Origin of the sequence: Shewanella sp. HL-SH8 (assembly GCF_051165765.1) — a bacterium.
GTDB lineage: Bacteria > Pseudomonadota > Gammaproteobacteria > Enterobacterales > Shewanellaceae > Shewanella > Shewanella glacialimarina.
In genome coordinates, this window is record NZ_CP195039.1 from 1,347,428 (window position 1) to 1,363,414 (window position 15,987).

General features: G+C 40.8%; 13 protein-coding genes and 2 pseudogenes. 10 read left to right on the forward strand and 5 right to left on the reverse strand.

All coding sequences use genetic code 11. From position 1 onward, the window contains the following. Positions 1-341: 341 nt before the first annotated feature. Both ACRWQN_RS05965 and ACRWQN_RS05970 read right to left on the reverse strand, forming a co-directional pair. Positions 342-1,385: an ATP-binding protein gene (locus tag ACRWQN_RS05965; protein WP_434940148.1), complete on the reverse strand. Its 1,044-nt coding sequence runs from the start codon at positions 1,383-1,385 to the stop codon at positions 342-344. After that, complete coding sequence (locus ACRWQN_RS05970) at positions 1,378-2,034, reverse strand: transcriptional regulator (RefSeq protein WP_434940150.1); 657 nt, start codon at positions 2,032-2,034, stop codon at positions 1,378-1,380. Before ACRWQN_RS05970 ends, ACRWQN_RS05965 begins: the two co-directional genes overlap by 8 nt. Positions 2,035-2,349: 315 nt before the next feature. Between ACRWQN_RS05970 and ACRWQN_RS05975 the strand changes: the two are divergent. Beyond that, a pseudogene (locus tag ACRWQN_RS05975) lies at positions 2,350-2,511 on the forward strand (transposase); the annotation flags it as partial. 1,028 nt (positions 2,512-3,539) lie between these two features. Here the strand turns inward: ACRWQN_RS05975 and ACRWQN_RS05980 are convergent. After that, complete coding sequence (locus ACRWQN_RS05980) at positions 3,540-5,153, reverse strand: PepSY-associated TM helix domain-containing protein (RefSeq protein WP_434940152.1); 1,614 nt, start codon at positions 5,151-5,153, stop codon at positions 3,540-3,542. Next, positions 5,150-5,449 (reverse strand): hypothetical protein, encoded by a 300-nt coding sequence (locus ACRWQN_RS05985; RefSeq protein ID WP_434940153.1) that lies wholly within the window; start codon positions 5,447-5,449, stop codon positions 5,150-5,152. The genes ACRWQN_RS05980 and ACRWQN_RS05985 overlap by 4 nt, the downstream gene beginning before the upstream one ends. 684 nt (positions 5,450-6,133) lie before the next feature. On the opposite strand from ACRWQN_RS05985, the gene ACRWQN_RS05990 reads away from it, so the two are divergent. The 8 genes from ACRWQN_RS05990 to ACRWQN_RS06025 all read left to right on the forward strand — a co-directional run bounded on the left by ACRWQN_RS05990 (position 6,134) and on the right by ACRWQN_RS06025 (position 14,664). Next, positions 6,134-6,355 carry a penicillin-binding protein gene (locus ACRWQN_RS05990; RefSeq protein ID WP_226410870.1) on the forward strand — a complete coding sequence of 74 codons (222 nt, stop codon included), beginning with the start codon at positions 6,134-6,136 and terminating at the stop codon, positions 6,353-6,355. Between the two features lie 487 nt (positions 6,356-6,842). Next, the gene (locus ACRWQN_RS05995) at positions 6,843-8,102 is read left to right on the forward strand and encodes an efflux RND transporter periplasmic adaptor subunit (protein ID WP_434940155.1); all 1,260 of its coding nucleotides are present in this window, start codon (positions 6,843-6,845) and stop codon (positions 8,100-8,102) included. A 36-nt stretch (positions 8,103-8,138) separates the two neighbouring features. Further along, positions 8,139-8,360: a hypothetical protein gene (locus tag ACRWQN_RS06000; RefSeq protein WP_434928439.1), complete on the forward strand. Its 222-nt coding sequence runs from the start codon at positions 8,139-8,141 to the stop codon at positions 8,358-8,360. Positions 8,361-8,486: 126 nt separating this feature from the next. Then, positions 8,487-9,185, forward strand: coding sequence for an ABC transporter ATP-binding protein (locus ACRWQN_RS06005; protein ID WP_226416011.1), 699 nt, complete (start codon positions 8,487-8,489; stop codon positions 9,183-9,185). An 18-nt stretch (positions 9,186-9,203) separates the two neighbouring features. Beyond that, the gene (locus ACRWQN_RS06010) at positions 9,204-10,517 is read left to right on the forward strand and encodes an ABC transporter permease (RefSeq protein ID WP_434940157.1); all 1,314 of its coding nucleotides are present in this window, start codon (positions 9,204-9,206) and stop codon (positions 10,515-10,517) included. 30 nt (positions 10,518-10,547) lie between these two features. Further along, complete coding sequence (locus ACRWQN_RS06015) at positions 10,548-11,756, forward strand: FtsX-like permease family protein (protein ID WP_434940158.1); 1,209 nt, start codon at positions 10,548-10,550, stop codon at positions 11,754-11,756. Positions 11,757-11,914: 158 nt separating this feature from the next. After that, a complete protein-coding gene (locus ACRWQN_RS06020) occupies positions 11,915-13,318 on the forward strand; it encodes a sigma-54-dependent transcriptional regulator (RefSeq protein ID WP_434940159.1) in 1,404 nt (467 codons plus the stop codon). Between the two features lie 2 nt (positions 13,319-13,320). Next, entirely contained in the window at positions 13,321-14,664 is a 1,344-nt protein-coding gene (locus ACRWQN_RS06025; RefSeq protein WP_434940602.1) for a sensor histidine kinase, read from the forward strand. A gap of 389 nt (positions 14,665-15,053) precedes the next feature. Here the strand turns inward: ACRWQN_RS06025 and ACRWQN_RS06030 are convergent. Next, a pseudogene (locus ACRWQN_RS06030) lies at positions 15,054-15,197 on the reverse strand (IS4 family transposase); the annotation flags it as partial. Between the two features lie 171 nt (positions 15,198-15,368). Between ACRWQN_RS06030 and ACRWQN_RS06035 the strand changes: the two are divergent. Then, positions 15,369-15,980: a hypothetical protein gene (locus tag ACRWQN_RS06035; RefSeq protein WP_434940161.1), complete on the forward strand. Its 612-nt coding sequence runs from the start codon at positions 15,369-15,371 to the stop codon at positions 15,978-15,980. Positions 15,981-15,987: the final 7 nt, after the last annotated feature.

The following is a 15,987-nucleotide window of genomic DNA, read 5'->3' on the forward strand; positions in this document are numbered from 1 at the left end:
TTATTATCTCTTCGATTTAGCTTCATTGATGGCTGTGGGTACACTAGAGTTAACTCGTTACTGAACAGAAACGTGCCAGCGTCTTTACTATATTAGAAAGCAATTAATAACTAAAAATATGGAAATCCGCTTGACTCAGTGCCTGGTCTTGGTGTCACAAAGCACCTTGATAATACCATCAAAAAGAGATTTCTTCTGAAGAGCAATGCAAAATTTAATTATTACGTATAGGCATCAACCTTCTTAATATCCAGCCAGATCTTGAATCAAAACCTAAAGGTAACTGTTAAAGTTAGTTATGGTCATCGTAAAAGGCTTTAAACGATTACTCATCGAGATAGCTATTTGCTTATAAGAAAAGATAACGTAATTATATTATGCTGGTATTTCAGGCTCATACCATTTAGCTCTACGTTCCTAACATCTCCAACCCTGTCAATACGAATTGTAGCGTTATTGATAGTTAACATTGCCTTAACTCTAGCCATTCCTATGCCGTGACCTGATTTGTAGAGTTCATGAGCATTAATGCCTGAATATCCTTCCTGATATATGAGCTCCAATTCATTATCTTCTATAACAATACTTTGCATTGAAAAAGCAACTTCAACACGCTCTTCTAATTGCTTTATAATTATATCAAATGCTGAGCTATTTTCAGTATACTTTGCAGCATTATCTAAGATGTGATACAAGGCAACATGTACGGTATCGTAGTCAAAATATGCTTGAGCTTTACTATCGTGGACATTGACATAAACCTCTTTCTCTGAAAAATCAGGAAAGAAAGTGTACATGATATTCATTAGAACTCGGTGTACAGGGTGCTGATTCATATCAACTTTTGTATTTCGATCATATAGCCGTTTAAACACTGAAAATTCTGCTTTCATTGCAATATTATTTTTGGCTAACCTAAGAATCATAGATGAAACTTGTTTAGGCTTTGTACTTATAATTGATTGAATTTGTGTGATGTTTTTTTTTCCTGAACCGGAAATTAGGTGTTGCGGAAATTCTGAATATATCTCTTGTATATTATGAGCGTTTATCGAAGTTAAGTTATGAACTAAGCGGTGAGTACTTGCATTAAGGTCATCGTTTGCTTGTTTTGTTAAATTTTTTATTGTTTCGATTGAGTCAACCATTGAAGCTAAGTGTCTTTCAAACTGCTTGCGACTTTTAATGTAATTTTGATCGGTAGTGATCGCGATGGCTCTACCGTGTTCCTTATTTACTTTAAGGTAGCGATACTCTGTGTCCTCTAAACAGATGATACTGCTTAGTGATCCAATATTCAAAACTGCTTTCAGCTTATTTTCGTCTATTGTATTCACTACTAACTTATCTGCGGAGTCATATAATGCGTATAATACTTCACTCATGATTTAACTCCGAAAATGCAAACTTTTCAAGAACTCTTTGAAATTGATATGGATCTGCATCCTTGGATAATTGACCATCACATACATTAAACGCGTTGTGAAATCTATCGCCCTGACTCACTACTGAATAAATGATTACTTTCTTTGATGGATACTTTTCTTTTAATGCTTCTACAAGCCCTAAACCTTCATCCTTAAACCCAAGAGATACGCCAACCCCTTGAACATCAATGAAAAAAATATCAGTTTCCTTTACATCTGGACTATCAAGACTATCTATATCTTTGATTAACTTTGAATGAACCCAGCCTGCACTCTTAAATATTTTGGGTAGTTTAAATTTTATTTCATCGTCAACTATAAGAATCTTAGTAGTGTTCTTATAAAACTCTTCATCTTTAACAGGTTCAGTTGAAGGCTTGCTTGTACTAGTACCTGTATTCGGTTCATTAGAGTTAGTATTTGTAAGATTAATAATATTTTGAACAGGGAATGAATCAAGGGAAGGTTCAGTTGGTTTTTTCTTATTGTTGATCACAGTCAACGCGATAACCGATAAGATAGTAACCCCTACACCACTGAATAACCATTCTTTATTATTTGAAAGGTAGCTAATACTATTGATAATTAAATTTGATTCTTCTGACATATAAATCCTTTGGTTTCTTTCTTAGTGAGCATCATGCACATGGCTTATTACCAGAGTTAGTCGGTCAGAGTAAACTTTATAAAAGGTTGATTAACGCACGCTGTTGAATGGCTTTTTCTTCCCTAAATGGCGTTCTCAATAATGTTGTTTGAGGCTAACCAACTCTGTCCTTATCTGCTTTAAGTTAACCTAGTTTGTATATTAAATTCAATACTTTATTTTTTATTGGCGGTAAAATATTGCCACCCAAGATTGTTGGCCAAATATTAAACACTCAACTACGCTTTATTTACCCTTCCTAAATGGTATTTGAAGATGGCCAGACCAAGACAAACTATTGTCAGCTTAGAAGATACCCCTTACTATCACTTCTGTTCGTGTGTGTTGCGTAAGGCTTTTCTGTGCGGTTTTGATAACTCAACAGGCGAAAACTTTGAACATCGGCGTGAATGGGTTGATGCTCGTATTCTTAAATTAGTGGGTCAGGGTAAACATTTTAAGGGAGTTAATAAATGCATGTTATTGAAAGGCTTTTTCTTCTCTGAATGGCACGCTCGATGATTGTGTTCGAGGGTACCCAACTTCTTCCTTAATTTTTTTATACTTTAATATGCTTTAATCTATTTTATAGCTTTAATTCAATGTTTTAATACAAGTTATATTGGGTAGGTTAAGTCAGTCCGTGACTTCAATCTAATCCATTTTTTGCAGCAGGCTCTTATACACCCGAAACTTTCGCATCTTCGATTTGACCATATTCGTAATTAACAGGCACAAAACCTTTCAGACTAAATTTGAATTGAGGCCATCGAGAAAAGGCCGTGAGCTTGGCATGGATGCCACGCTAGCTTTCGTTGGGCCAGGGACGGCCCATCGGAAGCGTTAGGGCTTTTCTCAATGGCCGAAGCCGGTTACAAACGAGGTTTAAAGCTGGATCGATCCCCATCGAAAACATGCGCTTTTCAGCATTTTTCGTCTGGGGCGGCAGGGCGATCCAAGAGGGTATTGCTGTTGATATCCTCTTGGTCTGGTGTGGGTGAAGCGCCACGGCGTTGGTGGCCGTAGGCCATATTCCAAACAAACCTTGGGGCAAAACCAAGTCAGTGTTTTAAAATAACCTTATTTTACTCAATCTTTAAAACCTGCAGGTTGAGAAACTACAGGAAAGATTCATCATGGTGATTTGCGAGCCGACCATCCGACCCATGGATGGGTCGGCTGAGCTACAGGGACTTTTTTATTTCGAAAGAATGCTGCGTGTTGGCCAGTAAGTGCCATGCTGGAGCTATATAGATAAACTTCACGATACTTTCTGCTCCTTGTTCATAGTGTAGTGGCCGCAGGCCATACACCTAATCTAACACTGATGCATAAATGTGTTAGCCCTAACTCGTTTCTCCACAAAAAACGCCAATAATTATCAAACGATATTATAAATACACTAGCTTTGGCTTAGGGTTAGCTTAGCTTTAGCACTAAGCTAACCCATATGATTTTAAGCAAGATTAATTAGCTGACTGGGGTACTGGCGCAAGTGCAGTATGTGAAGTGGTTGTGGTAATCGCCCAAATACTGTCTGGCTCACCATGATAAGCCCTGTATTTAGCTTTTTTAGCTGCGCTGAAAAATACGATTGCGAATATGAAAGCGATGACGTCAACAATAGCGGTATTACCATCAAATGCTAAGGTGGCTGTCGATAGTGTTGAGAACAAAATCGATGTTAACGGAATCAACAGACAAGCTGCAGCCAACACATACAGTAAGTGAATAGCAGCAAGTGCCGCACCACGATAAAAGCTGTATCCAAGTGCGATAAAAAAGATACTGTAATAACAGCCTAAGTAGTAATTGTTAATTGGTAATGATAATAAATACAACCATTTACTTGCTAGCATTGTAATAGCAACACCTAGCATTGAGCCAACACAAATTCCAATCGTTAATGATGACATTATGCGAATCGAACGTGATTGAATTGCTTGTTTTTGCCTGCGTTTTTCAAGCCAAAGTAAGTTACCACTGTAAAATAAGAATGCCCCCATAATTCCCAATGCAAAATACATCCAGCGTCCATAGTTGCCCGCATAATTGCCAAAGTGTAATGACACAAAGCTATTGACCATAGGGCCGAATAGGCCATCTTGCGGTTGGCTTATGGAGGTATAACCTTGCTCTAGAGTATAAGGGTGAAGATACAGCACATCGGAATATGCTCCACGTTGTATTTGGCCTGATGATGCCAGTTTAATAGCCAAAGTAGGTGACGTCGATGACAGTTGACTGAACTCTAAGTGGCTAACTTGGTGATCTGGTGCAATTGCGTTAGCTTTATTAATGTAGGTTTCAATTGAATGTAACTCACTAATAGGATAAGTTATTTCACTTTTTTCTTGCTGTGCAAATAAAGGCTTGTCGCCATATACCACAGTTAACCCACCATAGAATGGGTCATGAAATGCAAACACAAATGCTGTCCATGCAATGATGATATGAAAAGGCAAACTCAGCACGCCGACAACATTGTGGCTATCAAGCCAAAAACGTTTATTGCCCTTATGGGTTCGAAGCGCTAATAAGTACTTTACCAGCGTCGGTAAAAGGATAATCACCCCAGATATAAGCGCAATAAAATACAAGCCTGAAGCAACGCCTAATATTAATACCCCGATATCTTCATGGCCCAACGTCCCCGGGATCCCCGCTGTACGGTGGAGCTTGTCAATTAACGCCCCTAGTTTATTTTGATCACTGACCTGAGTGACTAGATTCTTATGTTGATCAAATGCAGCATGTTTAAGTTCATCGTCTAATCTAAGTCCTCTACCGCCACCTTTTTCATACCAAGATAGTGACGATACATCCTGTTCAAGATTAACAATAAATCCTTCACTTACCTCGGGATATTCAGCTATTGCTTTGGCAACTAGATTGTCTAACTCAATTGCTGGTGTATGATTTAAGTAGGCTGAACTGGGTGTGGCCCACTGGGTTATTTGGGGTTTAAATAGCGTTAATGACCCAGCATAAAAGGCAATAAATAACACTAGTCCAGCAATAATGCCTGTCCATGTATGAATTGATTGGTAAGTTCGCAATATGTCTGAGCGAATTTTCATTGTAACCACCATAAAATCGCCAATATAAAATAGACGATAAGGTTAATAGACAGCATGCCGAAAAAAGCGCTGCGTGCTGATTTAAAAAGGTAAATAAGTGCCAGAATAGGTAACCAAATTGAGCTGATTAACCACATATTAAGTTGCACTTTCATCGGCGCATCAATGCCACCGGGTCCAAACCAAGCAAAAATGGCAATAATGCCGTAGCTCAGTAATAACCCCATCACCATGGCGATAATGGTTTTTGACCACCAATGTGGTTGAATACGATTCTCAACGGTTAAGCGTGTCATCAGTGACGCCCCTTTGGGGATAAAAGTGTTAAGAAGGGGAGGCTAATCATTAGGGTGATGATGGTAAAACACCAGGTAAAAAATGCCGCTGTGGGGCTTAATATTTGCAACCAGCCATAAAGTGACACAAACAAAGCGCCAACTCCGCAAATAGCGTATGTCATTGGTAAGTTATGTTTCAGTAATCGCTGATGTTTACTAGAAATATAGCAAAGCGTCACGCCGGATATGCTTAGCGCGATAACAAGGATTTGAATAAGTAACACCTAAGAATTTCCATTTCATCATTTTATATATGCCGATATTAATATAAACGCAAATCATTCGCAATTAGATTTGTTATGGTGTGTGATTGGTGTCTGTGGTTCTATGTGTATGTGCGAAGTTAAGCCACCTAAGGGGCATTCTTTATCCTCATTGAGGATTAATTACACAAATCTGCTTGTGACGAACTCCCATTAATTTAGCAATATTACCAATAAAAACAGTGGTTTTATTTGAACCTCTGTGTAAAGTCAATTAGTGTCTAGCCAACTGCAAATAAGCGAGTCTTACTAGCCATTTTCAAGCTAACAGGGTGTAAATATGTAAGCCAACTTAGTGGTAGGGCTAGTTGCTAAATTATTGATAAGTAATTTAAAGGTTTAAGGTTTTTAATATAAACAATTCGATAAGGAGTTTTACATGAGCGAAAAAATGAATCCGTCAGCGTTAAATGCATTGAAAATTGCTTTTACCTATATGCCAAAGTCAATTGAAGTCACTAAATATGAATATGGTGATGATTATCAAAAAATATTAGATCACATTGAAACAGTAAGGGAGACTTTACTGATAAATGATGTTGATCCTGAAGAAGTTTATGGTGATATAAATCCTGAAAGCACACCTAATTCATCCTATTGATTAAGTGATGTTGATTGTTGTATTACCACGATTATTGGCAGCATTCAGCTTGTTTTATTTAAGCAACATGGCTGCACATCGTGGTACACCCTTTTCTATCAAGTAACCTATATGCCAGATAATGCCCCTGTTTTATGGTTAACATTTGGAGTGTAATTATTAACTCATTTTATTGAGAAATGGGTTAAAAGTTATTTATCGGTATTCAGCCATCAGCCATCAGCCATCAGAAACTCAGAATCTTATCGGATCGACATCATTTCGCCTTAATAATCCTTATGTTTATGAAGTATAAGTGTCCGTTCGGACACTTCCTTAATAACCGGACAGTTATCAACCCTGTCCGCGGACACTTTTAGACTGTCCTGTTATCTTTATAAATGGCTATGAATATGAAAATTAACAATAAATAATAATTGGCATGGCTTGTGCTCTGTCTTGGTATATATGTGAAAGGTGTGTTGTTCGCACCGACCGAGGAACCAAGATGATTAAAGATACCAGCAGCCAAGATACGGTTATAACACCTAAGTTAGGTCGTAAACTGCGTTTGCCTTTGATAATAGGTGGCGGTGCAATATTGATGAGTGCATTAGTGTGGGCGAGTTTAGGCCAAGACAGTTCAGTGCGATCAGTTGATGGTGCCGATTTACGTTTAGCAACCCTGATCCGTGGCACCTTGGTGCGCGATATTGCCACTACAGGGAAAATTGTGGCTGCTAACGCGCCGATTTTATACAGCACTGAAGAAGGTGTGGTGACGCTATTAAGTCAGCCTGGCGATGAAGTGGAACTTGGGCAAGTAGTGGCCAAGATTGACAGCCCACGTTTACAAAGTGAACTGCAACAACAGCAGTCATTACTTGAAGGTATGCAGGGCAGTTTAGAGCGTGCCAAATTAGATGCTCGTCGTGAGCAATTACGCGTTAGCCAGATTTTAGACATGGCGAAAGTAGATTTAGAAGCCGCGGATCGTGAAAGCCGTCGTGGTGATCAATTAATTGAATCGAGTTTAATCAGCAAAATCGATTTTGAAAAAAGCAAAGATGATTTACACAAAGCCAAATTGCTACACAAACACGCTCAGCAAGAAGTCGATTTAATGCGCGACACACTGACCTTCGAAATTAAAAATCGCACCCTTGAGGTAGAGCGCCAGGCTCTCGTTGTCAGTGAGTTAACTCGCCAGGCAAATGCCCTCAATATCATCGCCCCTGTTAGCGGCATTATCGGTAATTGGCTGGTAGAGCAAAAAGCGCGTATTGCAGCTAGCCAGCCAATATTAACTGTAGTCGATTTAACCGCCTTTGAAGCCGAACTGGCCGTGCCGGAATCTTATGCCGATGAGCTTGGGCTAGGTATGGATGTTGAGTTGAGTTTTGGCAGCGTCAATGTGGTGGGGCAGTTGTCGTCAATATCGCCTGAAGTACGTAACCGTGAAGTCACTGCCAGAGTGCGCTTTGCTGACAGTAATACCTTGTCTTTACGTCAAAATCAGCGTTTGTCAGCCCGAGTATTATTAGAAAATAGACCCAATGTGCTGATGGTCAAACGTGGCGATTTTCTTAACCTTGGCGGTGAAGTGGCCTACCAAGTGAGCGAGTCTGTAGCGCAGCAAAAATCAGTCAAACTTGGTGTGCGCAGTATGAGCCAGGTTGAAGTGCTTGACGGTGGTGAAGAAGGTGAGGTGTGGGTGATATCAGGCACTGAAAGCTTTAAAAATCAGCCTAAAATTCAGATCAGATAAGCTAATTACTAAAAATTTAACGAGTAAGGGGATCCCATGTCAGTCATACAACGCAAACAGCTTATTGAACTAGCCGCTTTATTTCTTTTGGTCGTGGCAGTGATTTATCGAATTGATAATCATACTGACTGGTTATCGGTGAGTTTGCACTTAATTGATATGGGCAGCCATTTATCGACTCAACTCTTAGGTGATAGTCACACGGTCAGTATCGATATTGCTATCAGCTCACTTGCCCAAATTAAATTGCTGCTTTAAGTCTTTTTTACGTCAGCAGAATAGATGTCGACAGAACTTGAATTAACCGCATTTACATCAACAGTATTGCTCTTAAGCGCCATCAATACTGAGGTGTTACAACCGATTGAACTAAGGAAAGCCAGTATGTTATCCATGAAAAATATCAGTAAAGTATTTAAAACCGATTTAGTTGAAACCCATGCCCTGCGAGACTTTAACCTTGAAGTACAAGAGGGCGAATTTGTGGCGGTAACCGGTCCCTCTGGTTCAGGTAAAACCACCTTTTTGAATATTGCCGGTTTACTTGAAGGTTTTACCTCTGGCGAGTTCAGCCTTGATGGTGTCAATGTGTCGAACTTAAGTGACAACAATAGCGCCAAAGTCCGTAATGAAAAGATTGGCTTTATCTTTCAGGGATTCAACCTTATCCCTGATCTTAACTTGGCCGAAAACGTCGAAGTACCGCTGCGTTATCGCGGTATGAAAGCGAGTGAGCGTAAGCGCCGAGTAGAATCAGCATTAGAACAAGTCGGTTTAGGTGCGCGAATGAAGCATTTGCCGACCCAGTTGTCTGGCGGGCAGCAGCAAAGGGTCGCGATAGCACGTGCCTTAGCAGGCGAGCCAAGATTTTTACTCGCCGATGAGCCAACAGGTAACCTAGACAGCTTAATGGCGCGTCAAGTGATGGAACTACTTGAAAATATCAATCAACAAGGCACCACCATTATTATGGTCACCCACGACCCAGAACTTGCCCGCCGTGCCCAGCGCAATATTCAAATTGTTGATGGCCAAGTGTGTGACTTTTCGATGTACCAACAAGCTGCTACGGGCACGCGTTAATCGCATAAGGAGAGCATTATGTTTTTTTACTATTGTGATTTAGCGTGGCGAAGTATTCGAAAAACACCGATGTTATCGATGTTAATGGTATTAGCGATTTCAATTGGTATTGGTATTACCATTACTACTTTAAACGTTTATAAAACCATGTCTTATAACCCGGCAGGCGAACGCAGCGAGATGATTAATTCAGTGCAGTTATGGAGCCAAGGTTTAGATTCGTGGAATGAGTTTAGCTCTAACATTACCTATATGGATGCGATGAATTTGCGCAATAATGCTGAACTTGATTTAAAAGCGGCGGCGTTTCGTACTGGCTTAGCTTTACAGTCCGGCGACGCTAAAATTGAACCTGTGCTGAATAGCGTCCGGGTAACAGACAGAGATTTTTTTAGGATTTTTTCAGTGCCATTTTTATATGGCAGCTACTGGGATGCTAGTGTGGATTTACGCCCAGCGTATCAGGTGGTGATTAGCCAAAAGCTTAATTTACGCTTTTTTGAAGGTAAAAACAGTGTCGGTAAAACGGTGTTTTTAAATCGTAAACCCTATCAAATAGTGGGGGTTATTGAAGACTGGAATCCACAACCTAAATATTATGACCCACTTAATGGCGCATTTAATGATTCAGAGGAAGTGTTTATTCCCTTCTCGTTAACACCTCAAGAAGAGTTTGAAGTGTGGGGCAATACCCAGGGTTGGAGAACTGAACCTATGCTGACCTATAACGACCGACTAGTATCAGAAAAATCATGGATTCAATTTTGGACTGAACTAAAAAATGCGGAAAAAAAGCAAAGTTTTCAAGAGTGGTTAACCCATTATGCTGAACAGCAGCGCGGCATTGGTCGATTTACCGATACCGCTAAAACAACCGCTGAGTTAGTGCAAATTAGCCATGTTGAAAAATGGCTTGAAGACAACCATGTGGTCCCTAAAGATAATAAAATTTTAGTGGGATTAAGTTTGCTGTTTTTAAGTGTGTGCTTGGTGAATATTCTTGGGTTATTGCTGACCAAGTTTTTAAAGCGAGCCCCTGAAGTGGGTGTTAGGCGTGCTATTGGTGCCAGCCGTAGGCAGATATTTAGTCAATATATGGTTGAAGTCGGCATGATTGGTTTTATTGGTGGGGTGATTGGGCTGTTATGGGCTTGGGGCTCGTTAACTGCACTGCATGCTTATTTTGAGGTGGAGCAAAGCGTGGCCGGGCTTGATATCAGTATGTGGTTTATAACCCCGTTAATTGCGATTTCTACCGCGGTATTAGCGGGTGTATACCCTGCGTGGGTGGTGTGCCGAACTAAACCTAGCGTGTATTTAAAAGCCCAATAACTCCAGTAAAGGTTAAAAAAGGACATTGCCATGTTACATATCAAACCAATTTTATCTAGTTTAATGCGCAGTAAAAGCGCGCCAATTTTATTGTTATTACAAATTATGTTGTCTGTGGCGATTGTGGCTAATGCCAGCTTTATTATCAGTGAACGATTAGAGTTAATGCAGCGCGACTCGGGTTATGCGGAAGATCAAATTCTCACGTTTAGCGTATATAACTTTGATCCAGCAATCGATAACATGAAACAAAATCAAGTAGATCAGCTTATTTTACGCTCGCTACCCAATGTGATTGATGCCAGCTCCAGCAATATGCTGCCATTAAGTGGAGGTGGGTGGATGGATGTCTATGCTGATGGCCCTAATGACGATACGGCTAAAAGCACCCCCGGTTTTGCTTTCTATTTAGGCAATGAACATTTATTAAATGTAATGGGATCAAAACTAATTGCTGGACGTAATTTTACTGCGGATGAAATTAATACCAATTTAGGTGATAGTGGAATGTTGGCGTTAGTGTCACAACCCTTAGCCAAAGCATTTTGGGGCGATGAATCGCCGTTGGGTAAAACCATGTATCAAGGGGAGCAAGCCGTTACAATTATCGGTGTGGTAGAAAAGCTACAGGGGGCGTGGGTTGACCATGAAAATTTTGAATACAGTGTTATTCAAAACATCGACTTTGGTGGTAATGGCAGTAACAAATCCTATATGGTTCGGGCCTTACCCGAGGACACTAAAGGCTTAGAAGAGACTATTCGCAAAGCATTTCATGCAGAAAATCCAAATCGGGTATTGGATAATTTTCAAACCGTGGCTGAAATGCGTAACAAATCTTACAGTAATCACCGTTTAATGGCGGCGGTACTGAGTATTATGGTGGTGTTATTGCTATTAATTACAGCACTGGGATTAACCGGGATGGTGATGTTTAATATTCAACGCCGCACCAAACAAATAGGTACGCGTCGTGCGTTAGGGGCTAATAAGCGCGATATTATTCAATATTTTATGGTTGAAAATTACCTGATTTGTATTGTCGGTGGCGTTATCGGCGGTATGTTAGCATTAGTGCTTGGACAGCAATTAATGTCACTTTATAGCTTGCCTATGGTGCCAGTGATTTATCCTATTATCTCTGTGATTGGTTTACTGGTTGTGACGACCTTTGCAGTAATAGTGCCGGCAGCCAAAGCCGCTAATATTTCACCCGCCATGGCAACGCGCAGCGTTTAATATGCAAAATGGCGCTTGTAGTTAACAATAGCGTGACAGTGAGGTCTTTTGTCATGTTATTGTTTATTACCTTTTGTTTTAAATATTTTTGTATAAACAGACTTTGTGTAAACATGTTTTTGTATAGCTGCAACCTAATTGGACTCAAATAAACTTTAATGGATAATATTTTAATTGTTGATGACAATCATGCCATTTGCCAAGCTCTTGCGTTAATGATTGAACTGCATGGCTATCAGGCTATTTTTTGCCATTCACCTGAAACGGCAGTTGAGATTGTTACCAACAAAGAAATCAGCTTGGTTATTCAAGACATGAACTTTAGCCGTGACACCACCTCGGGTGAAGAGGGTAAACAACTGTTTTACGCATTGCGTCAGTTACAGCCTAATTTACCGATTATTTTAATGACGGCTTGGACTCAATTAGAAACCGCTGTCGAGTTAGTCAAAGCAGGCGCCGCCGATTACATGGGTAAACCTTGGGATGACGCTAAGCTGCTCAACAGCATTAGCAATCTATTATCTATTTATCGTTTGTCTCAGCAAAACAGTCAATTAACTCGGATAGACAGTGAACGTATGTCGGCCATTAATGGTGCTAATTTATGTGGTTTAGTGTTTGGCAGTGGTGCGATGCAGCGCTGTGTTGACTTGGCACTGCAAGTTGCGCGCTCCGATGTGTCGGTCATGATCACTGGTCCCAATGGTGCGGGCAAAGACAAAATAGCCGATATTTTACAGGCCAACTCGCCATTAAAAGACAAACCCTTTATTAAGGTCAACATTGGCGCTTTACCAATGGACTTACTCGAAGCCGAATTGTTCGGCGCCGAAGCGGGTGCTTTTACCGGCGCGAATAAAACCCGTATCGGCCGTTTTGAAGCGGCCGACGGTGGCACGTTATTTTTAGATGAAATTGGTAATTTGCCATTATCAGGTCAAGTGAAACTATTACGAGTATTACAAACTGGCGAGTTTGAACGTTTAGGTAGCCATCAAACCCGCAAAGTGAATGTGCGGGTGGTGAGTGCCACTAACGCTGATTTAGCCGACGATATAGCCCACGGACGGTTTCGTGAAGATTTGTTTTACCGCTTAAATGTGATTGAACTGAATGTGCCGCCACTCAATCAGCGTCAAGATGATATTTTACCCTTAGTGAAACACTTTATAGGTGCGAATTTTAGCCTTGATAAGTCGACCCAACAGGCGTTACTTACACACAGTTGGTCGGGTAATGTGCGCGAATTAGAAAACGCCTGTAAAAGGGCGGCGCTGTTAGCTAAATCAGCAATATTAACTATTGATGACTTTGGCTTGATGGCGATAGCTAATGGCGGCGCGGCTGCTCAGTATGACTTGGTGGTTGAAGATCATCTTAATCACCGTAAGCAAGATACTGATGATACTCAGTCGATTTTCGAACCCGACAAGCAACAGATAGAAGAGGCCTTAACCCAACATAATGGCGTAATTGCCAGAGTCGCTAAATCCTTTGGCCTAAGCAGACAAGCCCTTTATCGTCGTATGGAAAAATACGGTCTTAGGGTGACTAAATAATGATGTTATCGCTACGTGCTAAATTGCTATTCAGTAACCTGCTAAGTTGTCTTTTGGCTTCGGTGTCAGGCGCTTTAGTGTGGTTTACATTGGGTGATGACACCTTATGGCTGGCTATTATTGTCATGCTGGTGGTGTGTTATTTTTGCAGCATGTGGCTTACCCGCAGATTGAGTGACAGCCTGCAAGCACTTGAAATTGGTTTACTTAACTTCAAAGATAATGATTTTAGTGTGTCGCTGCATCCCTATGGCGAACCACAATTAGATGCGCTAGTGAGCTTATATAATCAAGCATCAGCAAAGCTGCGCAGCGAGCGACAATTTATTTATCAGCGCGAGTTAATGCTCGATAAGGTGATTCAAAACTCACCCAATGTGATGTTATTGATTGATGATAATCAACGGGTTATTTATGCTAATGGCGCCGCCAGACACTTATTTAATCACGGTGTAAAAGTAGAAGGCATGCTGTTATCTGAACTGATAATGATGTTGCCTGATGCGCTTAAAGCCGCATTAAACAGCGAGCAAGAAGGGCTGTTTTCGATGGGTGGCAACTCGGTTGAAGATGCTGATGATATGGGCACGGATGGTGATGTTGAAACTTGGCATATTTCCCGAGGTCGCTTTACCCAAAACAATCAACAGCATCATTTAATTTTACTAAAACAACTGACCAAAGAGCTCAATCGTCAAGAGGTCGCCGTGTGGAAAAAGGTGATACGCATTATCAGTCACGAGCTGAATAACTCAGTGGCTCCAATCGCCTCTATGGTCAACTCAGGTAAGTTTTTAACCCAACATTTAGATAACAGTAAGCTGCAATTGATTTTTGATACTATCGAGAATCGCACCACGCATTTAAGTCAGTTTATTTCCCATTATGCCGAGTTTGCAAAGCTGCCGCTGCCACAGAAACAGCTGATTGATTGGCCTAAAATGACTCTGCAGTTAGCACAGCAATACCCATTCAAGGTGTTGTCGTCTTTACCGCAAACGCCAATTAAACTTGATGCGGTTCAGTTAGAACAAGTGCTGATTAACTTACTGAAAAATGCCCATGAGTCTGGTTCAAGTGCAGAAAGCGTCGCGCTGATTTTTGAACAGATAACCCACCCCGTAGTGGGTTTATTAATAAAAGTGGAAGATGAAGGGAGTGGCATGTCTAGCGAGGTATTATCGCAAGCATTGTTGCCGTTTTACTCAACTAAGCAGTCTGGCACAGGCATTGGTTTGCCCTTGTGCCGCGAGATTATTGAAGCCCACGGTGGCCGAATTAGCATGCAAAACCGCGTAGAAGGCGGTTTAAGTGTCAAGGTTTGGTTACCTGTACAACAGGGTTAATAATGTAATGGTCACTCACCTCCATTAGGCTTAAAGTGCAAACACTTCTGCGACACGCCACAAGCACATCCCTGTGGGCTCTATGCCAGCATCCATGCTGGCAAAGGCCGCAGCCGCGTTTACACTGCGCCATTAAACACCTTCGATTTGACCTTATAGTAGCTAACCTAAATAAGTCACTATTTTTAAAAATAAATTTCAGTTACTAATGCGACAAAAAATCTTGCATCTTAGATTACAGAAAGTAGCTAACAAACTAGATTAAAGTGAGAACTTAAGGGCAGAGTCGGCTAGCTCGTAGACCATCATCGAGCACACCATTTAGGGAAGAAAAAGCCATTCAATCATAGCGCCTATAAACTATCCTAAAATGTTTACCCTGGCCCCATTAATTGTCGGCCAAGTCCTGTGATAGAAAGCGAGCCACCGTTCATTGAGCTTTCAATGGCAGCAAACAAACTCAAGCGAAGTGTTTTGTGCATTAATGGGGTGACAAACGATAGGCATTTTGATAAAACGTGTTTCGCATTCATGGCATTTGCTCGTGGTAATATTTGTTTGGCGATAAATTTGATCACCAAATTCCATGAATGTTCCTCAGCCTTTAACCTATCTCATTATTTATATTCATTATTTTGTGGAGATCCGTCAGGCTATGACCCAACTAATCGACCCAAACAATCCAACTAATCAAAGGATAATCGATGGATTTCATGACGGATTTCACAAAGGACTTCACAACTGAACAGATAAATCAATGGATTCTTACTAGTGTGAGTCAGCCCGTACTCAATGCTGCGCTAGCGATTAATCATGGTGAGCGCTTTCATGAATTGTTTAGCAGATTTCCAAGAATTGAGAGCAAGGTTGCTAAAGATGAGCACTATGTGCCTCTGGAGCGACAAATCGAAATCATGGATGAGGTATCTCGAGCCGCCGGCATGCCTGTCAAATACCATAAAATTGAAGGCGGTTTTTGGCGAATTGATAAAAAGTACCCTCGAAATGACATTTTACTGACCATCATTGCACGGCAATGGGTTGATTTCGAATTTTTTGTCGTTCCAAATAAAAACTATATGCCTGCAGGAGGGCCATTAGGACTCATTTACAATGCAATACGAGTTAGTCAGGGCGAAGTATTGGACTATGAAACTGGCTGGCGAGTTCCTCCATCAGTGTGGTGTTTTAGCGAAGAAGATTTTTACCAAGCGACACAGGAATCCTTTGCATTACTAGTTGAGATGCAAGCCCACATTACTGAAGGCTGCACCGAGGGTTTTCGTGCTAAGACAGTAAAGGCAACTAAACCATGAGCATGAA